Genomic DNA, 18,680 nt, shown 5'->3' with positions numbered 1-18,680 from the left:
CAATCGCTAGCTAGTCATCCAACCAACGTACACAAAGGAATTACTATGGCCGTCATTCTGGTAACCGGCAGCAGCACAGGCATTGGACAAGAAGCTGTCATTCATTTAGCTCAGCGTGGGCACACAGTATTCGCCACCTGTCGCAACCCTGCCACGGCGACCGAACTCAACGACAGAATTGCCAGCACTGGGCTCGACATCGGAGTGCTGCCGCTAGACCTGTTGGACCAGAAAACCATCACAAGCTGTATAGACAGTGTTATCGAGAAGGCAGGTCGCATAGACGTGTTGGTCAGCAACGCGGGTATTGGCGCCGGAGGAGCATTGGAAGAAACACCGCTGGAGACAATCAAGGAGGTTTATGAGAGCAACGTGTTTGGCACTCTGGCAGTAATGCAAACTGTTATCCCTCACTTGCGCAAGCAGAACAGCGGCCGTCTGGTGAATGTTACCTCACTGGCTGCGGTTAACGTGTTTGGCTGCCACGGCACGTATTCTTCTTCCAAGGCTGCAATGGAATCTATGTGCGTTGCTCTGTCCCAGGAACTGGCGCAGTTCAATATTGAAGTGTCGTTGGTTGAGCCGGGCTGTGTCATGACACCGATGTGGACTAAAGGCGAACCACCCGCAGAGGACTCTCCCTACACACGAGCCTACGAGCGCATTATGGGCTTTGGCACTTTCGGTCTTGGCCGTGCGGCCACTACCATCGATTGCGCCGAAGCTATCACCGACGCTATCGAATCAGACCAGCCACAATTTCGCTATCCAGTGGGGCCAGACGCTGAGGATTTCTTCAAAGCTTACCGTGCAATGAATGACGATGAGGAATGGCGGCGTATCGCACGACTGGACAATGAAGCCTACGCAGAAAAAATGCTCGAACTCATGGGCGTGGACTACTACCGCTAGCGTCAAGGCTGCACGCCCCTCTCGTTAAAACGGACCCGCTATGCCTGCAGAAGCGTCACGCGCTACCTTCGAGAAAATCATGCAGCATCTGGCTCAGGGTGAGCGGGATGCTGCCCTGGAAAAGTGCCAGACTGCACTGCAGAGAAGCCCTTCCGACGTCAACATGCTCGGCTTGATGGGAGCGATTCTGATTCAAGCCAGCCAGCCAAAACAAGCCGAGAAATTACTGCGCCGCACCATCGAACTCGCACCGACGTTTGCCAAGCCACATGAAGACCTGGGAATGTTGCTGGTGGCGCTGAATCGTTCAGAAGAAGCCATCGGGCTGCTGAAAAAAGCGGTGCGCCTGGACCCTGAACTGGAGTCAGCCTGGTTCCATTTGGGCAAGGCGCTTGCCCGCACCGGTAACGGCAAAGAGGCCGACCTCGCTTATGAGGAAGCTTTCAAATTGGCCCCGCAACGCCAGGAACTTGCGCGCGCGGCAGAGTCACTTAAACAAGGTCGACCAGAAGAAGCAGAAGGTATCTGCCGGCGTATTTTGCAGCGAGAAAAGAACAATGTGGATGCCATGCGACTACTGGCGCTGATTGCGGCCCAGTCAGGCAAAACCGACGACGCCGAAATACTGCTGGAACGTGTCACCAGCCTGGCTCCGGACTATAACCTGGCGCAGTTGGATTTGGGCAATATCTATCGCGAGCAGGACCGCTATAGCGAAGCCATACACCGCTACCAGAAAGTTATCGATAACGACCCTGACAATGCGCAGGCACATTTTCTGCTGGCGGGCGTGCTATCGCAGGCCGCGCTCAACGAGCGCGCTATAGACTCCTATCAGCGCTGTATTGAGCTGCAACCCGAACACGCTGCTGCCCTACTGGGGCTAGGTCACGCCCTAAAGACGGTGGGGCAACAGGAGGCGGCCATCACCGCCTATCGCCAATGTACAGTACTGCGTCCGGAAAATGGTGAATCCTGGTCCAGCATGGCGAACCTCAAGACTTACGAGTTTAGCGATGCAGAGATCGTCGACATGCACAGCGCTATAGCCGACCAGGAGCTTGAGCCGTCTTCTGCAGTACATTTTTATTTCGCCCTGGCCAAAGCCTACGAGAATCGCCACCAATACAGCCAAGCATGGGGGCACTATGTCACCGGTAATCATCGACAACGACAGCTGGTCAGCTACGATCCGGTGCGCACAGAGCTGCTTAATGACGCGATCATTGAGGTGTTTAGCGAGGAGTTTCTGGAGGCCAACGCAGGCTCTGGGAACCTCGACGCCAGCCCCATATTCATCCTGGGCATGCCCAGATCGGGTTCAACACTTACCGAGCAGATACTGGCCAGTCACAGTCAGGTTGAAGGCACTAGTGAGCTACCTTACATCGGCCGGCTTTCCGCTGGACTGAGCCGCAATCGCAGCAACGGTATCAACTATCCAGAGGCCGTTCGCGAAGTCTCTGCCAGCTACTTGCAAAAACTGGGTGACGAGTATCTTCAGCTGGCACAAATGCATCGCATTCAGGGAGCGCCTCGCTTTGTCGACAAGATGCCTAACAACTTTCCCAACATCGGCCTGATACACCTTATTCTTCCTAATGCCAAGATTATCGATGCACGGCGCAACCCATTGGATGCCTGCCTCGGAAACTTCAAACAACTGTATGCCCGCGGGCAAAACTTCACCTACGACATCACTGAGATTGCAGAGTATTGCCTGGAATATCATAGGTTGATGGATCATTGGGAAAAGGTGCTACCGGGAAAAATACTGCGTGTGCAATACGAGGATACAGTGTTGGACCTGCAGACGCAGGTGCAGCAGCTGCTGACCTTCTGCGAACTGCCATGGGAATCAGCCTGCCTGCATTTCCACGACACCGAGCGTGCGGTGCGCACGGCTAGCTCAGAACAAGTGCGGCAACCCATCTACACTGGCGCCATCAATTTCTGGCGTCACTATGCGGAGCACCTGGATGAGCTGACTGACATTCTGCAGCCGCTACTGGGCCGCTATTAGGCGAAAGCCGGCATTAGTACTGCTTGGATTCCAGCAGTGACGTAACGACTCCTTACACCTCACAGCGGTCCCTTCCGGAGAGCTGATTTTGGCCATCTAGGGGCTAGCATTTATCGTTTTGCCAGATTGAGCAGAATTTTTGCTACTTCCTCCTTTGAAGGGCTACTTTCCTGAAGCGGGTGGGGGCCCTCAATTGTGTAGAGTTTCCAGCCCCGTGTTTTTGCTCGGCTGGGAGCTTGCTGTTGCCTCATATAACTAAAAATTTCTGCGGATTCGGTCGCAACAATAATCGTCCCTGAATCCGGTGGAGGGCCAACCAGATCAATGCGATCTGTATAAGTCTTCCAAGGGTGGCTTCTCATCGTTGGAGCGGGGTCGCGCAATGCGTCAGCGGCAATGAGCCAGCCATCTCCATTATCTTCTACAGACTTTTTGGCTATGGCAGAAACTTCGGGGCCAAAGGCATCGAGTAGATTTTCACCATGGTTCAATGGAACCGTATCAATATAGACGACATGGGCAATTCGATCACCGAGCTTATCGGCGACCCCGGTGATGACGGCTCCTCCATAGCTATGTGAAACCAGTATCACATTGTCGATATCTAGCCACTCTATATAGTTTGAAATGTCCTCGATATGTGTCGAGAGTCCGACCTGCTTGGATAGTAGGTGCTCTCTTTCTCCCAAACCTGTCATGGATGGAGAATGCACGGCATATCCGTCTTTCGCGAGCAAACTGGAGAGTGCGTCCCATTGGCCACCCCATTGAAACGTACCGTGGACAAGCACAAAGCTAGGGCGACTAGAGCCGCTTGCCTCATTACTCATAGCTAGTTGTGGTCCGGTTGCAATTATCAGCACCAGAAGAGCGAACATGGTTGTTCGTATGATCACATGGGGCTCCAATATTTAGGTAGACACTCGGTGGTTGCACTCATAAATTTCATTGACCCGAAACTGAGCGTGTACTTTGAGGGTAATAGGTAGTGGATAACGATACCACATGAAAAATGTCCGCTGTTAGGCGAAAGGAGACATTAGGGCTGATCGGATTCCTGCGCTGAGCTAACGAGCGCTTCCACCTCTTTTGCGACATTAGCGAGTGTCAGCAAATTTTACACTTGGGAAAAGCCAGTTTTTTCGCTTAATAACCGGATTTGAGCCTTTTGAGCTGATTTTGTCCGCTTTCTCCTCACAGCGGTCATGCAGCACGCCAATAAATCTTATAAATAAAGGTCATTAATGTCAGCTTTCTTTACAAAGTACTTCTCGCCAAAATTTAAGTCTATGATTCCTAAGGCATTTATTATTGGTACAAATTATGCTTGTTTTTTTAGCACACAAAAAAAAAGGAGTATGCCTGATGAAACGTTTAAGCGTGAAAATGGTAGCGGTGGTGGTTATCTGTCTGGTACCGATGGTGGCATCAGCCGCACAAATTTCGTTAAATTTTGCAGGGCTTTTTGACAATTCGCCGGGGCTGGGCCCTGGGGCAACCGGCGCGGTATCCGGCACGGTGACTTATAATACCAACTCACCTCCGCTAACGTTTCACGATTTCGCGGCGGCGTCGTCAACGCCTGGGTTGTTCTATGACCCAGTGAACTTTACCAACCCACCTGCGTTGGGGGGGCTATACGACACCGGCATACAATTGGAAGGCGGCAGCAATGTAGCACTGTTCAACTCTGCCAATTTGGGCAATTTCGTTGACGAAACAGTGTTAGTGTTGGTCTTTGATGACTTTGGCTTTTCACCGCTCGGCGGGGAAGTGCTTGGATTGGAGTTTATTTGTCGCTCCGCCGAGTGCGAAGATTTCGAGATAACTGAAAGTATTCAGCGCTGGGGCATACTCGACTATCAGGTAACCAGTTATGTACCCATCCCTGCCGCTGCATGGCTATTTGGGTCTGCTCTACTGGGGCTAGGTGTCATCAAACGCAAGAGAGCGTAACCTAAAGGCCTGCACGAGAAGCCCACTTCGGTGGGCTTTTTATTGCCCGTAATTTGGGGACAGTAACGACCGCTCCTAGGCAGCACCAGTCAATCAACCGGAACAGCACCTGATCAAGCCGTCTGAAACGGCCACACCTCCAGCCCATGAATAGCGTTACGAATATCCATACTCAAGGTCACTTGATGGGTGGTCTTAAGCCGGTTCAAATCATGCACGGCTATTGTTGACGGCGATGAGCCAGCCGCTATCAGACCCTCGCCGATGACACACAAGCCGCGACCAAAGCCCTGCCGCGCTATGCGTGAATCGTCCAGTTTGCTATGAGTCAGCTGCTGCGCATCGTAGCTGGGCACATTAAAGCTGGCGCGACCGCTACGCGCTTCAAACCGCACGCAGTCGGCCTGAGTATCGTTAAACAGCACCCCGTCACGATAGGGCTGGGCGTTATGCACACCCAATGGCAGGGTTACCCAGTCATGCAGTTTTTCACCATCGAAGCGCAGCAAAGTACCGGTGCGTAAACCACTGAGATGCAAACCACTGGCATGCGCGAAAACATTATTGATGTGCAGCTCATTCCCCCCCCGCGGCCCATTGTTAACCGCGGGATCAAACAGGTGAGACTGATACGTACTGCCTGTGCGCAGCACATGCATACCCCAACAGAAACTGTTGTTGTCCAAGTCAAAGCCGAGAATAGCATCAAAGCCTGTCGAGCTCAGATACAGTCGCCGCTGAAAAATGCTGATCTCATGACAATGCCGCAAGTAGGGGTTACGCCAGGAAGCCACCATTTCAAAATCTGGCGTGTACTCAAAAAGTTCATCACTGGCGGCTATGAAAACTCTCTCCCCGTCTATCGCAATACCGCGCAGCCCACGGTCCCAGCCACGTCCCTGAAAATCGATAGCTGTGTTGTTCCAGTCGATAACGGTAAAAGATTTCTCGGCGTCAAAGTCGATGATATGAACACCGCCATGGCTTTCTCCCTGATGCGAGCCGCGGACCACTGAGGTCGCGATCAGTTTCGTCATTCCCGGGTGCTACTGATTGGAGTTTGCGCGAGTTTTGCCATTTCCTGCAATTTGGCTGGCGGTACGTAATCAAAAATAAACGTGATGCGATCGCAGTCACCCTTGTTGGATACACTGTGCTGCAATTGGTTGTTGATTTCGTAAGCACGCCCCAACGCGAATCGGTAGGGGCGCCCATCAAGATTAAATCGCACGCGTGGATTCGTGGAAATCGGTACGTGAATCCGATGGCCAAAATGAAACGAGGGGTGAGTGTCCCGATGCGATTTGATCACACCGCCGGCAACCAGTTTGGCCGCCACGGCGCGTACAATGGTGCCACCCACAGGGTAATGATCTGCAATTATCTGATGCATAAGTGGCACCGCGGTCGCTGCCAGCAGGTCCCAACCCGCCTCTTTTCTGACCTCGATGTCGGGCCAACCGGAACCGTCGGTGAACACCATCATGACCGACTCTGTGTTGTGATGAACGTCATAGGTTTGCTGCCGGAACGGATCACCCCAGGCCTCTGCCGGGAGTGTCAGAATCACTTCGCTCAGGGCTGAGGTTTGGTACTCGCCCAGATCAATAAGTGGCTCCGCTATATCCATACTGTCTCCGTGTTTATGGCAACCGTTATGTTAGCGCGCGGGTACCCGTGCGCCTACAAAAACCCTCCCGCAGGAGGGCTGGGCCAATCTAGTGCCGAGACTAGAAACTAAAGCGTACGTTGAGGCCCACCGTGCGCGGCCGATTGATGGTCAGTCGCTGCTGGGATCCATAGGCGTTGCTGTAAAACTGCTCGGCCACTTCATCGGTCACATTGTCCACGTAAAGGGTGAAGTTCCAGCTATCACTACTGAGGCCGCCACGCAGGTTGACCAAACTGTAGGCGGATTGCTCAGTCGGTGGCACTGGAAACACAATCGACTCGATACCCAATGAGTTCACAGAGTCACCGATATACACATAGTCTGCGCGCACATAGGGTTCCATGCCCATAAAGCTGGACTGAAAACTGTAGTCCAACGCCAGTGCTGCTTTGTTTTCGGGGGTGATGGGCAGTTGCTGCCCCTTGAACACTTCAGCCACCAGTTCACCTTCATTGATGATGGTGGCATCCTCGGAGATCTCTGCCTTGGTGTGTGTATAGCTGCCGCTGAAGGTTAAACCGGGCGCAATCATCCAGGCAAACTCTGCCTCAAAGCCGTCAATAACAGCTTCAGGAAAATTAACGAAGCCAAGTGCGAAAATAGTCGGATCTGTTACCTGTATCTGAATGTCATCCCACTGCATGTGGTAGATCACCAGATTCAGGTTTAGCGCACCGTCCAGCAGTGTATTCTTTGTACCGATCTCGAAGTTCTTGACGGTATCACCGTCATACTGCCTCGGCAGCACCGAGGCGGAGCGCACCGCGTTACCGCCTCCGGCACGAAAGCCTTCGGAATAGGTGGCATAGATCAAATTTTCATCGGTGATGCGGAAGGTAGTATTAAGCTTGGGCACAAAATCACTTTCTGAGCTATCTACCGTGTCGTCGATCAACACGTAGTCGTCTGCGAAGCTGGACCAGGCACCTTCAACGATCCCGGTCTGCAGCGAACCCCAGGTACGTTCGATGTCATACCAGCGACCACCCGCCGTCACTGCAAAACGCTCGGTGATGTCAAAGGTGACCTCACCAAAGACCGCCTTCTGCTCAATATCTGACTCGTAGATATTTCCATACCAGCCATCTGTTTCAGACCCGGTCCAGGCACCGGCCTGCAACCCATTCAATGACGGGTCGGTGTCTGCCTGATAATAGTTGAGATACGCGAAAGCCGGTGTATCTGCAAAGTCTTGGACGTTGGAGGTAAACTTGGTAGTTCGTTCAGACTTGCCGTAATAAAAACCTACCAGTCCGTGCCAACGACTGGAGGAGTCCGACGGCGTTGCCAGGCGCCCTTCCAAAGTCCAGCGCTTGCCATCATCTGCGTTCAGTCGCTCAGCTCTGGGGTGCCCGCCAAAGTCATAAATGGTGTAATAATTAGGATCATATTTCTGATCGAAATCATGCAGATAATCGGTGGCGTCGGCCGCGTACTCAAACTCACGTTCGAAGTAACTGCCGTTCAGCACGATATCAGCCCAGCTGGTGCTGCCTTCCAGCGTTAGACTTAACTGGTACCAGTCATCGGTAGAAGATTCATCCTTAAAGCGCAACTGCTCACGATCACCGACACCAGCATCCGGACTGGTATCACCATAGCCATCCAGCTCCATTTTTTGAAACATCGCCCCGGCATCTAAAGTCCAGTCATCACTAATATTCCAGCGCAAGGCGGCGCGCCCGCCGCTGGTCGTAGCAGCGTTTACATCGTCCTCAACAAACTCTGCATTAGTAAACTGGCCCGGCCGCCCATAACTATCCTCCTGACTGACGCCTAAGACATTGTCGATATATCCGGCCTGCTTACCGGTGAATCCGACCAGACGCAGTGCCAGCTTACCTTCAAGCAGAGGCATATTAACCATGGCGCTGACGCCCGCATCATAGTCATCACTGTCCTGTACCGATGCCGTCTCAGCTTCTACCCATCCCGAAAACTCATCGGTATCAGGCTTGTTGGTTATAATACGTAAGGTGCCAGACTGCGACGCTTCGCCAAACAGAGTTCCCTGCGGACCACTCAGTGCTTCCACCCGCTCAATATCTATCAGTCTGGGGTCGGGATTAAAACCTGCCGACGTAATAGGCTGCTCGTCAAGATACATACCCGCCGAGGGGCTGGCATTGAACTGGATGCCAGACGCGGCGACACCGCGAAACGACAAGGAAGTACCGCCCGGCTCACGCCTGGCCATCGACAAGCTGGGTATCTTCAACACGTAGTCGTCCATGTTGAGCATGCCCTGGCGTTTTATATCGGCGGTAGTAAACGCGGTTACCGCCTGCGGAAGATCCTGCAGACTGGTCTCACGTTTGGAGGCGGTCACCAGTATTTCTTCCAGCATTAAGCTGTCATCAGAATAGCCCGTGGTGGTCAGCGCGAGAGAAATCGCCCCTGCCACACCATTGCGGGTAAATATGCTGGCTGGCACGCCGTTTTTGCCCATTGGATTCCCCCGATTATGCTGCCTCACCTCGTCAGGCTGATGCACAGCAAAACTGCCACTCTAGCTTCTAGTGACTACAAACTGGGTTATACGACACTCAGCAGACCGGTGCAAGCCAGAGTTACTCTGAGGCATCACAGCGGAGTTTGCAGCATCCGGCCACAACCTTCGCAAACCATCTAGCCAGAAACGCAAAAGGCCCTGTGGCTGTTAAGCGACAGGGCCCTTTCAAACTACGACGAAACTACCAGGCTAGAGGTACGGCGTATACACATCTGCCACTTGCACTTCAAACTGGTCTAATTGCTCAGGAGCTGTAATCACTGACTCGAGGTTGGAAAAGGCTGCGACCTCACCCTCGTCATTAAAGGCGGCGACTTTGTAGATATAGCGCGAAGCAGCGTGCAGCCCAGCATCAAGGTACTCACGGCTATCCGCCTTTAGCGTATCAATCTTATCCCAATGCACACCATCATCAGAGCGCAGTATATAGAAACCTTGCTCAACGTTTGAATTATCCAGCCACTGCAGGTACACCTGATCCGCTTCAACAGAAACTATGGCCAATTCGCTTGGCGCGGCAGGACGTGTCTGGCTGTCTTCGGCCCATGTGAGACCGGAATATAGCGCACCAGTAAGCAGACATACTGCTACCCGGACAAAGTTAGATTTACCAATTGCTGTCATCGTTCCCTACTCCATTAACTATGGTTGCAGGTCGACGATTTCTGAAAAAAATAGGTGGATGCTCTTGAATCCAGAGGACTCTTACTGCGGCGGTCACGCTATCATAGGATTTATAGTCCCTTAGATCGTCGACTTTGCGTATTCCGGCTTTCGCTGGAACTTGCCTTTATCGGACTCCAGTGTAGGCAGCTCATGCCACAGGCGACAAGCAGCAAGGCATGCTATTGTGAAAGCCATCACAGAACGCTGGTCAAAAAACCGTCATTATGACTGTTACCCGCCTCCGTGAACGTGATTCAAGCCGGCTGCTGCATGCGGAAAGCCACATCAACACGCGGACGAGCTAGTCCTAAAAAGCTCGAATATGCTATGTTTCTAACGACTGATGGAGATAAGCACCCATGTTACGGAGCACTCTACTCTGCCTGATATTGGCCAGCAGCCTGAGCCATGCGTCCACCGTCTATCGAACCATCGATAGCGCGGGTAGGGTCACTTATTCCGACCAGCCACCACTGGACAAGAGCAACCGGGTGGAAACCCTACACTACCGCGAAACGCCGGTTAAGCGCTCGGCAGAAGACAGCGCGCGCTTCGCCGCGATGCGCGAAGTCACGGCAAAAATTACCGAGTCCAGAATCGTCCGAGAGAACGCACGCTTCGAGCAAAAAACCCAGGCGCCTGTTTACAGCGAAGTCTCGCAACCCAACTACGGCCCACAACGAGGCAGTCATCGCTATAAGTACCCTCAATATCATCATCAACCACGCTGGGATCTGATCGGCCAACCCGCCTCCAACAGTCAGTATCCAGCCAAACTCGTGCGCCAGCATTACAGCGACCACGTGCAGCGCGCGCTGCAGCCAAACCAGACCAGTCAGCTCCCCAATTGGCGTTTGCCTGCGCGTCCGGTACCTCTCCGCTAGAAGACCGTCACAGCCGGGCAATCGAATTTTATGTCACTAAAGATCCAGCCAGAAACCTGCAACCGGGTCTACATTATTGATATCAAATACCTTTAGATATACACCGCGCGGCGTCGCTTCCAGCTCGACAAAACCCTCCTGTGACAATGCGAAACGGGTATTGTCGTTATGCCACACACCACTGACCTTATTACTGTTACCAGCACCACTGACCAGGTTGTAGGTCGCACCCACACCACTAACAGGCTTGAATAATTGAAGACTGTGGTCATGTCCGGCACTGTGTATCACACGATCATACTTGGACGTTATTGCACTTATTTTGGAGACATAGTTATCGTAGTCTGGATGACCAATATCCTGATTCATGTCGATAAACAAGTCGATCGCATTGATGATGAACCAGTAGGCAAAATGCGTCATGTAACCGCCGTGCTGCCCCATCGTCTCCATGGGATGATGCTGGGCAGTTACTATAAGGTTGTCAGGGTGATCCCGGCGGATGCGCGCCAGCTCCTCATCTAGCCTGGCATAGGCTGGTGCCGTGGTCTCGGCATCGTTTTGAATCAACCACTCGGAATCGACAAACACCAGACTTATGCCTGGAAAATCTGCTGACTCCGGCAGGGGTGACTGACCGGCCTGGTGCGGGCGCAAAGACACCTGAGCATTATGCTCACGCGCGTAGTTAGCAATATGATTCGCCTGCCCCTCAATTTCAGTGGCGTACCAATCATGGTTACCCGGCACCAGAAACATCGCTGCGCCAGACTCTCGGGCAACCCTGAGCTGTGAATCGAGAAACGAAATACTCTTCAACTGCCCCTCATCCCAGTCTAGCTGTCCCCGCGCTTTCATCGGGTAGCCACGCATATAGATATTATCGCCCAGTGCTAAGACCAGACTTTTATCAGGGCTAACGGAGGCGCGCTCCGCCACTTTTTTCATACTTGCCTGCCAGGGATCGACCGTGGAATGTCCGGCGTCACCGAAGATCAATAAGCGCTGCAGCACTTCAGCTTCCGCGGGCGCGGAGGCAGTGGCTTCGGCTTGGAGTGACAGATATGGCGTATCGTGATTGGGCGCATACTGCGGATTAAAGAAAAAAAGTAGCGCCAAAATGGCAACAATCATGAACAGTGAAAGGCCAATGCGCTTAAGAATTTTCATACGTGAATACTCTATTCCTGGCTGAGGCCCTCTATCTTAGCCGGTGTCACAGATTCTGTCGCTTGAGTTAGGTGAGCAATCGACCGGTAGCTGGCGCTACTGGAGCTAGGCCAGGCTGGCCATGGTCAATTCGCCTAAATTAGATTGCCTGCTCCGTCAGCACATAGTAGGATGCCCACTTGTTTGATATCCACCATTAACTATAGTGAGGCAGCATGGGAACGACAGATGCTTTCGGTCTGGAGCTGGGCAATCTACCGGATATGCTGACCATTGAATTACGTATGGGCCAGATTCTGGCCGAAAAGGCCTTCAGCACTATCAGCCACACTCAAGTCTCACCGGGTTTGTTCATGATTCTGACTCTGATACGCAATAACCCGGGACAAAAGCAGGCCAGCTTGGCTCGCTCGGTACAGCTTGATCGCTCCACTATGGTGCCGATTATGGATCATTGTGAGCGTCAAGGCTGGGTACAAAGGCAGCCATTTCCAGGCGATCGTCGGGCGCACGCAATTTGTTTGACCAGCAGCGGCGTCGAACTGGTAGAAAAGCTTGAGCAAGACGCGCGGAAACTGGAAACGCAAGTAACTGCTGCCATGGGCAAGCAGAAAAGAGATCAGTTTTTGACCCTATTGAAAGAATTTCAGCAGGCGCTGTTAGCGGGTTCGCAAGTAGAGGTTTCCTCATGACGGAACTAAACAACCATAACCCGCAGGTCGCCGCCTTCGACCGCTGGATTCGCAGTGACTTTGTGGCGATGAACACGGAGTTGGAAGAGCTATACTTCCAACAGGAAGACAAGAGCGCTGTGGAGAACATCGGCGCAGATCTCAAAACACCATTAGTGGAACAAGGCCGCACGTTTATTAGCGCGCTGTTGGCGGAAGGTAATACTGATGAAGGCTTTGATCAGGCATTTGATCTGCTAGGAAACGTCGGGCTGTATATGGCTGCTTGCCGCCGTCATGATATCACTGAGCCCTCCCGCGAGCGCAGCTCACCGCTGCTGGAAGCCTCAGCGCTCGCCATGCATTTGGGATCATCTCTGGGAGTCACGCCGCGTTTTGCTACCAGCCATCTAACCACTCACAATCAGGCACTACAGGGACAGTACAAATCGTTTACCTCGCTACAGGACGAGTCGTTGTTTATCGAGTACAACACCCGCGGCGTGTTCGCTTTTAAACGCGCTGCCGACGCGCTGGTACGCATTCTACCTCTGGGTATCTCCCACCCAGTAAGTTACCACCTGTTGATGGACGCCAAAATCGCTTTGGAAGATGTGGTAAAGATCAACGCCGATCTCTTCGACTACCTGGATACAGAACGCTTCTTTTACTGCGTCAGACCTTACTATAAACCTTATAGAGTTGGCTTGAACGAGTACCGTGGCGCCAACGCCGGAGACTTCGCCGGCATCAATGAACTGGATATGCTGCTGGGGCTGTGCGACGCAAATAATGTCTCCTACTCTCAGTTGCTGGTGGATAAAGTGCTGTATATGATGCCTGGAGACCAGCAGCGCCTGCGTGAGGTCATGCGCCAACGAAGTCTGCTCGACAACATCTTGCAGATAAGCTCTGACCAGCACGCCTCTGAGTGGTATCAACGCAATGTAGCTTTGTTTCTGCAAGTCTGCGAGGCTCATGGTGAAACAGCGTCCCAACACCATGATCAGCTGGTAGGCAAATTTATCCAGCAACCTTCCAACGCATTGCCCGATTCGCGACTCAAGAATATCACTGCCAGCGGTCCTCCCTTACCGGTACTGATCTCCGCACTGGAGAAGCTGCGTGACCTGCGTACTGCGGCTCGCGCTGACTGCCAGCGACGCGATGATATCCCCAGTCGTTATGCAGACTACGATCGACTGCGAGACAGTCTTGCCTGAGTCCCTTGCCAGTGATTTATTCGAGCCATTCGAGGCAGGCATTTACATGCTCAATCACTCGGTTGGACGCTGCCCAAAAAATACCGCACAGATTATCCAGGACCATTATCTAACGCCCTGGCAGCAACTGGGTACCGAACTTTGGCCAACATGGCTAAGCCACGTCGAAGAGTTTCGCCGCAATATCGCCGGCTTGCTGAAAGTTGACTGGCAAGATGTCTGCCCACAGACCAATCTGTCAAGCGCCCTGTCAAAGCTGTTACCTGCGCTACCACGAACACCTGGACGCGATGTCATCGTGTATAGCGAGCAGGATTTCCCCTCTATTGGCTTTGTGCTGCAAAAGGCGCAGCGGGACGGCTTTAAACTGCGCTGTATAACGGCCGACCACGACCCGCTGGACCTGCAGACCTGGCAGGACCATCTGGGCAACGATTGTGTTTGTGCATTGATCACCCACGTGCACTCCAGTACCAGTATGCGAGTAGATGTTGCCGGTATTTGCGCACTGGCCAGGCAGTCAGACATTGTCAGCATAGTAGATATCGCCCAGTCTGCAGGCGTCGTACCCATCGACGTCAACGACTGGCAAGCGGATTTTGTTTTAGGCTCGGCCGTGAAATGGTTGTGCGGAGGCCCTGGTGCCGGTTTTCTCTGGGCCAATCCGGCATTGGTGACACAATGCCAACCAGTAGACGTGGGTTGGTTCTCGCATGAGGACCCGTTTGAGTTCGATATTCACCATTTTCGCTACGCTGACGGCGTGCTGCGGTTTTGGGGCGGCACACCTTCGGTCTTGCCCTACCTGGTGGCTGCCAACAGCATCAAGATCATTGACGAAATCGGCCCTGAGGCCATCCACGCCCACAATCAGATACTGAATCAGCGCATCATCAACCATTTACCTGAGTCTGTCGTAATAACCCCTCAGGATACCCAGAACCGTGGCGGCACCCTGGTATTGAACTTCGCCGGACAGCAGTCCTCAGTGATGGAAAAACTGGCACAGGAAAAGATACAGTTTGACGCAAGACCTACCGGTCTGCGGTTATCGCCGCACGTTTACAACACCACCGAAGAAATCGATGAGGTCATCGCTTGCCTGAATGTCTAAACGGCGGCAAAAGCGCACTATTTGCGGGACCATCACTAAGCATCTTGAGCTAATCAAGCGTTACTGTAAGCAATGGCTATTTGCGTTTCTTCACCACGCCAAAGCCATCATTACCTTTAGTAGCCTTGTCGCCGCCACGCTTTACAGGCACAGGCGGCTTGGAAGCGGTGCTGGCGGATTTACCGCGTGGCTTGGCAGAGCCAGCCTTTTTCTTCTTGGGCCCGGCGGCTTTGCCTGATTTCTTCAGTTTACGCGGGCCTTTATAAGTAGCCTTAAACCCCTCCAGCACTCTCCGCTCAAACCGCAATTTCAGGTAGCGCTCAATACTGGACATGCGGTCCCATTCGCTAGCAGACACCAATGTCACCGCCAAACCGCTTTGGCCCGCCCGCCCGGTACGCCCAATACGATGCAAATGGTCGTCGCCACTTTGCGCCACATCGAAGTTAATCACCAGGTCGACGCTATCCACGTCCAATCCACGCGCTGCAACATCGGTGGCAACAAGCACCTGCAGCTGGCCCTGCCGAAAACGGTTCATCACCTGCTTGCGCTCGCTCTGCGGTATCTCGCCGTGAATCGCATCAACGTTTAACTTGTGATACTTAAGCACATTGCCCAGCTGCCGCGTTTGCTCCCGGGTGTTACAGAACACAAACACTCGCTGTGCTTGCTGCTCTTCCAGTAACGCCAATACCAACTGCTGCTTATGCTTAACGTCATCAGCCAGCACTGCCTGCTGGGTGATACTGAGCTTGTCCTCTTTAGCCGCCATATGAATCGATACGGGCTCACGCATTAAGTCTTTGACGCCAGCCAGACCACGGTGCTTGAGTGTTGCCGAAAACAATAGCGTCTGTCGCTCGCTATTACAGCTGCTGGCAATAGTATGCATATCGATCGCAAAGCCCATGTCGAGCATGCGATCTGCTTCGTCCAACACCAGATATTCCAGGTCACGGAAATCCGGCGTGCCTCTTTCAATATGCTCAACCAACCGACCGGGCGTCGCCACCAAAAACTCCGGATTACGTCGCAGGCTTGCCACCTGATGCTTGAAGGCCTCACCGCCGATGATACGTCCACATTTAAGCGGTGTGTATTTGGCCAAGCCTTCAAATACTTTTTGGATCTGCAACGCCAATTCCCGCGTCGGCACTAGAATCAAACCGCGGGTGCCACTCTTGGGCGCGGGCTTCGCCAGCATCCGCTCCAGCAACGGCAATAGAAATGCCGCGGTCTTGCCAGTGCCGGTGCGCGCCGATACGAGAAGGTCACGTTCCGCCAGAATTTCGGGGATGCAGCGTTCCTGCACCGGCGTCAACTCGTGATAATCCAGGGCCGCAACGGCACGCAATAGTGGCTTGCTCAGCGTGGTCTGCTCAAATTGCATCGGTGCGCCTGCGGCTTACGCCAGTGTTTGAAGATGCCGCAGGGTAACAGACGGCGGCACCACGCTCCAAGCAAAGCTTGTACGCATAGCCAACGGGTGACTTTATGCAGATGCCAAGTACACTGTGCAACAGAATAATCTATAACCCGGCTAGCACAGGAGCCCAGCCATGAGCGATTTACGTACAGAAACCGACGGCACCACCCGCCGCATCATCCTTAACCGCCCCGACGCGATGAACTCTATCACTCCGCGTATGCTCACCGAGCTCAACGAAGCGCTGCGCGAGGCAGACGATGATGGCGACATCAGGGTCATCGTACTGACCGGTGAAGGCCGTGCCTTTTGTGCCGGACTAGATCTGAAACAAGCGGCTTCAGGCAAAGGTATCGGGGGCGCCCTGTCTGGTGGCAACGGTGCAGCGCATTTTTCCACCCGCGATCTGTGTACAGTCACACTGCAGCGTTTGGATACGCCGGTCATAGCCGCCCTCAACGGGCCCGCCGCAGGCTATGGTCTGGACCTTGCTCTGGGCTGTGACATGCGGGTGATGGCTGATACTGCCGTGATCATGCCTGGCTTCGCCAAAATGGGCGTGGTGCCCGAGAGCGGCGGCACTTGGTATCTGCCACGCCTGATAGGCTGGGCTAAGGCCTGCGAAGTGACCATGCTTGGCGACGTCCTAAGCTCAGAGCAGTCACTGGAATTTGGCCTGGTCAACAAAGTCGTAGCGGCGGACAAATTGCAAGAAACGGTAGATGCCTGGGCGGCAAAAATTGCCTCCAACGCCCCCTTGGCGATCTCCGAGATGAAGCGGCTGTTCCGGCATGGGTTAACGCAGGACTTTGAAAGTCACTCACATCACGTACTGATGTCAGTACTCAATCTATTCAAATCAAATGACTTCAAAGAAGGTGTCAGCGCCTTCGTCGAAAAGCGCCGGCCTGAATTCGGCGGTAATTAGCCGCTAGCCAAGCTGCAGTGCCCGTCACTGAAACCACTTTCAGTGGTGGGCAGGCACTCTCGCCTTAATGATTTTAACCACGTCCAGAAACAGGTTCTCAACCTCCAGTAACTCGTAACCGGCTTCATGCACATTGGCAACGGTCTGACGCGACATAGAAGGTCCAACCCGCTCCGTCAGCTGGCTCATCAGCTTCATCATCATGTTGAATGGGAAAACGCGACTACCGGTATGCTCAAACATATATAGCTCGCCACCGGGCTTGAGCACCCGCTGCAGTGAGCGCAGGCCAGCTATCGGATCGGGTACCGAACAAAATGTACAGGAGGTAAACACCTGGTCAAAATGTCCGTCGGGAAAATCCAGCTCATGCACATCCATCACCCGAGCATCAATAGTGCCATCGTAAGCTGCCACTCGCGACTCCGCCTGTTCAACCATTTTGGGACTGATATCGATCGCGGTAATGTCCTGGCCCGGCGGGAATGCCACAATATCCAAACCGGTACCCAGTGCCAAAAAAAGCACCTTTCCCTGCATATGGCTAAACAGCTCACGTTTTTTGGGCAGCCAGCGTTTTTCAGCGCCGTTGCCCGCCATAACATCAAAATTAGCGGCCAGTTTGTCCCACTTATCCTGTGTAACCAGATCGGTCATAACGCACCTCCTGCAAAGTGTCGAGTGCCACGCAGCGCCACATTCAGCGCCCAGATAATATTCAGTACCACCAGGCCCACCACCGCTCCCAGCAACGCCCCCTGCGACAGCGACAGTGCTGACATAGGATGCCACATACCCACCACCATGCCGCTCCACATACCAGCCTGCATTGCCGGCACCATAATTTCCATCGCCCCAAACCAGTAGCCAAACAAAAAGGCCGCCGGCAAGGCCAGCGCCATGCCGACTACCATCATCACAATCATTGCCACCCACATGTTCCAGTCAGTGCCAACAATGGCTACCGACAAGAGGCCGATAAATCCCCCGATCACGATAATAGAAAATAAATCTCCCAGTACAAAGTAGAGCCGGTTATCCATTGCGCATCCCCACGAAAGCCAGAATCAACCAGAAGTATGGCAGACTTGGGCAAATTCGCTTAATGTGCGGCATCAATTTTTTAACACTTGCACGCCGGGCACCTGGCCTGCGACGGACAGGACCACGACATGAGATTACTGAGCTTTATCGTCCTGGGCGGCTATAGCCTGTTGGTTGCCGCTTTGTCACTCACACCGGGCGGAGGGCCAGGGATACCGCTGTGGGACAAATCCATGCATTTCACGATCTATGCCATCTTCGCCATGCTGGCTAGTGCCTGCATCAGCAGCAAACGTGGCTATGGTTACCTGCTGCTGCTAATCGGCGGTTACAGCGGACTGCTGGAAGTGCTCCAGCATTTTAGCTATGGCCGTCATATGTCAGGTGCTGACCTGCTGGCGAACTGCCTGGGCATTGCTTTCGGGGCGGTTCTGGGCCTGAGGCTTTCAAGCGAGCTGCGCCAGAAACCACTTTAG

General features: G+C 53.3%; 18 protein-coding genes and 1 riboswitch. Of the genes, 9 read left to right on the top strand and 9 right to left on the bottom strand.

What is annotated here, in order from left to right; genetic code table 11:
• The first annotated feature begins 45 nt into the window (after positions 1 to 45).
• Positions 46 to 912, top strand: coding sequence for an SDR family oxidoreductase (locus EYC98_RS19300; RefSeq protein WP_279247038.1), 867 nt, complete (start codon positions 46 to 48; stop codon positions 910 to 912).
• A 40-nt stretch (positions 913 to 952) separates the two neighbouring features.
• On the top strand, positions 953 to 2,935 hold the full coding sequence (locus EYC98_RS19295; protein WP_279247037.1) for a tetratricopeptide repeat-containing sulfotransferase family protein: 1,983 nt from the start codon (positions 953 to 955) through the stop codon (positions 2,933 to 2,935).
• A gap of 110 nt (positions 2,936 to 3,045) precedes the next feature.
• Here the strand turns inward: EYC98_RS19295 and EYC98_RS19290 are convergent, their stop codons facing one another.
• The gene (locus EYC98_RS19290; protein ID WP_279247036.1) at positions 3,046 to 3,831 is read right to left on the bottom strand and encodes an alpha/beta fold hydrolase; all 786 of its coding nucleotides are present in this window, start codon (positions 3,829 to 3,831) and stop codon (positions 3,046 to 3,048) included.
• A gap of 469 nt (positions 3,832 to 4,300) precedes the next feature.
• Here EYC98_RS19290 and EYC98_RS19285 point away from each other — a divergent pair, with 469 nt between their 5' ends.
• Positions 4,301 to 4,891, top strand: coding sequence for a VPLPA-CTERM sorting domain-containing protein (locus EYC98_RS19285; RefSeq protein ID WP_279247035.1), 591 nt, complete (start codon positions 4,301 to 4,303; stop codon positions 4,889 to 4,891).
• A 113-nt stretch (positions 4,892 to 5,004) separates the two neighbouring features.
• On the opposite strand, the gene EYC98_RS19280 is transcribed toward EYC98_RS19285, so the two are convergent.
• From EYC98_RS19280 to EYC98_RS19265, 4 genes are all read right to left on the bottom strand, one after another.
• Positions 5,005 to 5,928: a hypothetical protein gene (locus tag EYC98_RS19280; protein WP_279247034.1), complete on the bottom strand. Its 924-nt coding sequence runs from the start codon at positions 5,926 to 5,928 to the stop codon at positions 5,005 to 5,007.
• Positions 5,925 to 6,521, bottom strand: a complete 597-nt coding sequence (locus EYC98_RS19275; RefSeq protein ID WP_279247033.1) for an aspartyl/asparaginyl beta-hydroxylase domain-containing protein — start codon at positions 6,519 to 6,521, stop codon at positions 5,925 to 5,927. The genes EYC98_RS19280 and EYC98_RS19275 overlap by 4 nt, the downstream gene beginning before the upstream one ends.
• Positions 6,522 to 6,621: 100 nt before the next feature.
• Positions 6,622 to 9,012, bottom strand: coding sequence for a TonB-dependent receptor (locus EYC98_RS19270; RefSeq protein ID WP_279247032.1), 2,391 nt, complete (start codon positions 9,010 to 9,012; stop codon positions 6,622 to 6,624).
• Positions 9,013 to 9,264: 252 nt separating this feature from the next.
• The gene (locus EYC98_RS19265) at positions 9,265 to 9,699 is read right to left on the bottom strand and encodes a fibronectin type III domain-containing protein (RefSeq protein WP_279247031.1); all 435 of its coding nucleotides are present in this window, start codon (positions 9,697 to 9,699) and stop codon (positions 9,265 to 9,267) included.
• A gap of 85 nt (positions 9,700 to 9,784) precedes the next feature.
• Positions 9,785 to 9,874: riboswitch (cyclic di-GMP riboswitch) on the bottom strand.
• Positions 9,875 to 10,100: 226 nt separating this feature from the next.
• Between EYC98_RS19265 and EYC98_RS19260 the strand changes: the two genes are divergently transcribed.
• Entirely contained in the window at positions 10,101 to 10,625 is a 525-nt protein-coding gene (locus tag EYC98_RS19260; RefSeq protein ID WP_279247030.1) for a DUF4124 domain-containing protein, read from the top strand.
• A 36-nt stretch (positions 10,626 to 10,661) separates the two neighbouring features.
• Here the strand turns inward: EYC98_RS19260 and EYC98_RS19255 are convergent, their stop codons facing one another.
• Positions 10,662 to 11,795 (bottom strand): metallophosphoesterase, encoded by a 1,134-nt coding sequence (locus EYC98_RS19255; RefSeq protein WP_279247029.1) that lies wholly within the window; start codon positions 11,793 to 11,795, stop codon positions 10,662 to 10,664.
• 215 nt (positions 11,796 to 12,010) lie between these two features.
• Between EYC98_RS19255 and EYC98_RS19250 the strand changes: the two genes are divergently transcribed.
• The 3 genes from EYC98_RS19250 to EYC98_RS19240 are packed head-to-tail and all read left to right on the top strand — an operon-like array spanning position 12,011 to position 14,803.
• Entirely contained in the window at positions 12,011 to 12,487 is a 477-nt protein-coding gene (locus EYC98_RS19250; protein ID WP_279247028.1) for a MarR family winged helix-turn-helix transcriptional regulator, read from the top strand.
• Positions 12,484 to 13,689, top strand: coding sequence for a PrnB family protein (locus EYC98_RS19245; RefSeq protein WP_279247027.1), 1,206 nt, complete (start codon positions 12,484 to 12,486; stop codon positions 13,687 to 13,689). Before EYC98_RS19250 ends, EYC98_RS19245 begins: the two co-directional genes overlap by 4 nt.
• A complete protein-coding gene (locus EYC98_RS19240; protein WP_279247026.1) occupies positions 13,592 to 14,803 on the top strand; it encodes an aminotransferase class V-fold PLP-dependent enzyme in 1,212 nt (403 codons plus the stop codon). Before EYC98_RS19245 ends, EYC98_RS19240 begins: the two co-directional genes overlap by 98 nt.
• A 76-nt stretch (positions 14,804 to 14,879) precedes the next feature.
• Here EYC98_RS19240 and EYC98_RS19235 read toward each other — a convergent pair whose 3' ends face one another.
• A complete protein-coding gene (locus EYC98_RS19235) occupies positions 14,880 to 16,196 on the bottom strand; it encodes a DEAD/DEAH box helicase (protein WP_279247025.1) in 1,317 nt (438 codons plus the stop codon).
• Between the two features lie 169 nt (positions 16,197 to 16,365).
• Here EYC98_RS19235 and EYC98_RS19230 point away from each other — a divergent pair, with 169 nt between their 5' ends.
• The gene (locus tag EYC98_RS19230; RefSeq protein WP_279247024.1) at positions 16,366 to 17,160 is read left to right on the top strand and encodes an enoyl-CoA hydratase/isomerase family protein; all 795 of its coding nucleotides are present in this window, start codon (positions 16,366 to 16,368) and stop codon (positions 17,158 to 17,160) included.
• A gap of 39 nt (positions 17,161 to 17,199) precedes the next feature.
• Here EYC98_RS19230 and EYC98_RS19225 read toward each other — a convergent pair whose 3' ends face one another.
• Both EYC98_RS19225 and EYC98_RS19220 read right to left on the bottom strand, forming a co-directional pair.
• On the bottom strand, positions 17,200 to 17,817 hold the full coding sequence (locus EYC98_RS19225) for a class I SAM-dependent methyltransferase (protein WP_279247023.1): 618 nt from the start codon (positions 17,815 to 17,817) through the stop codon (positions 17,200 to 17,202).
• Positions 17,814 to 18,203: a hypothetical protein gene (locus tag EYC98_RS19220; RefSeq protein WP_279247022.1), complete on the bottom strand. Its 390-nt coding sequence runs from the start codon at positions 18,201 to 18,203 to the stop codon at positions 17,814 to 17,816. Before EYC98_RS19220 ends, EYC98_RS19225 begins: the two co-directional genes overlap by 4 nt.
• A gap of 129 nt (positions 18,204 to 18,332) precedes the next feature.
• On the opposite strand from EYC98_RS19220, the gene EYC98_RS19215 reads away from it, so the two are divergent.
• Complete coding sequence (locus EYC98_RS19215) at positions 18,333 to 18,680, top strand: VanZ family protein (RefSeq protein ID WP_279247021.1); 348 nt, start codon at positions 18,333 to 18,335, stop codon at positions 18,678 to 18,680.

Source organism: Candidatus Litorirhabdus singularis (genome assembly GCF_026262625.1).
Lineage (GTDB): Bacteria > Pseudomonadota > Gammaproteobacteria > Pseudomonadales > Halieaceae > Litorirhabdus > Litorirhabdus singularis.
This window is presented reverse-complemented; position numbering and strand designations above follow the sequence as displayed.

Bases quoted from the DNA above. Each gene is read 5' to 3' on its own strand.
- EYC98_RS19245 (WP_279247027.1), top strand. From the start codon at position 12,484: ATGACGGAACTAAACAACCATAACCCGCAGGTCGCCGCCTTCGACCGC.
- EYC98_RS19225 (WP_279247023.1), bottom strand. From the start codon at position 17,817: ATGACCGATCTGGTTACACAGGATAAGTGGGACAAACTGGCCGCTAAT.
- EYC98_RS19235 (WP_279247025.1), bottom strand. From the start codon at position 16,196: ATGCAATTTGAGCAGACCACGCTGAGCAAGCCACTATTGCGTGCCGTT.
- EYC98_RS19270 (WP_279247032.1), bottom strand. From the start codon at position 9,012: ATGGGCAAAAACGGCGTGCCAGCCAGCATATTTACCCGCAATGGTGTG.
- EYC98_RS19285 (WP_279247035.1), top strand. From the start codon at position 4,301: ATGAAACGTTTAAGCGTGAAAATGGTAGCGGTGGTGGTTATCTGTCTG.
- EYC98_RS19230 (WP_279247024.1), top strand. From the start codon at position 16,366: ATGAGCGATTTACGTACAGAAACCGACGGCACCACCCGCCGCATCATC.
- EYC98_RS19295 (WP_279247037.1), top strand. From the start codon at position 953: ATGCCTGCAGAAGCGTCACGCGCTACCTTCGAGAAAATCATGCAGCAT.
- EYC98_RS19300 (WP_279247038.1), top strand. From the start codon at position 46: ATGGCCGTCATTCTGGTAACCGGCAGCAGCACAGGCATTGGACAAGAA.
- EYC98_RS19265 (WP_279247031.1), bottom strand. From the start codon at position 9,699: ATGACAGCAATTGGTAAATCTAACTTTGTCCGGGTAGCAGTATGTCTG.
- EYC98_RS19220 (WP_279247022.1), bottom strand. From the start codon at position 18,203: ATGGATAACCGGCTCTACTTTGTACTGGGAGATTTATTTTCTATTATC.
- EYC98_RS19260 (WP_279247030.1), top strand. From the start codon at position 10,101: ATGTTACGGAGCACTCTACTCTGCCTGATATTGGCCAGCAGCCTGAGC.
- EYC98_RS19275 (WP_279247033.1), bottom strand. From the start codon at position 6,521: ATGGATATAGCGGAGCCACTTATTGATCTGGGCGAGTACCAAACCTCA.
- EYC98_RS19280 (WP_279247034.1), bottom strand. From the start codon at position 5,928: ATGACGAAACTGATCGCGACCTCAGTGGTCCGCGGCTCGCATCAGGGA.
- EYC98_RS19250 (WP_279247028.1), top strand. From the start codon at position 12,011: ATGGGAACGACAGATGCTTTCGGTCTGGAGCTGGGCAATCTACCGGAT.
- EYC98_RS19255 (WP_279247029.1), bottom strand. From the start codon at position 11,795: ATGAAAATTCTTAAGCGCATTGGCCTTTCACTGTTCATGATTGTTGCC.
- EYC98_RS19215 (WP_279247021.1), top strand. From the start codon at position 18,333: ATGAGATTACTGAGCTTTATCGTCCTGGGCGGCTATAGCCTGTTGGTT.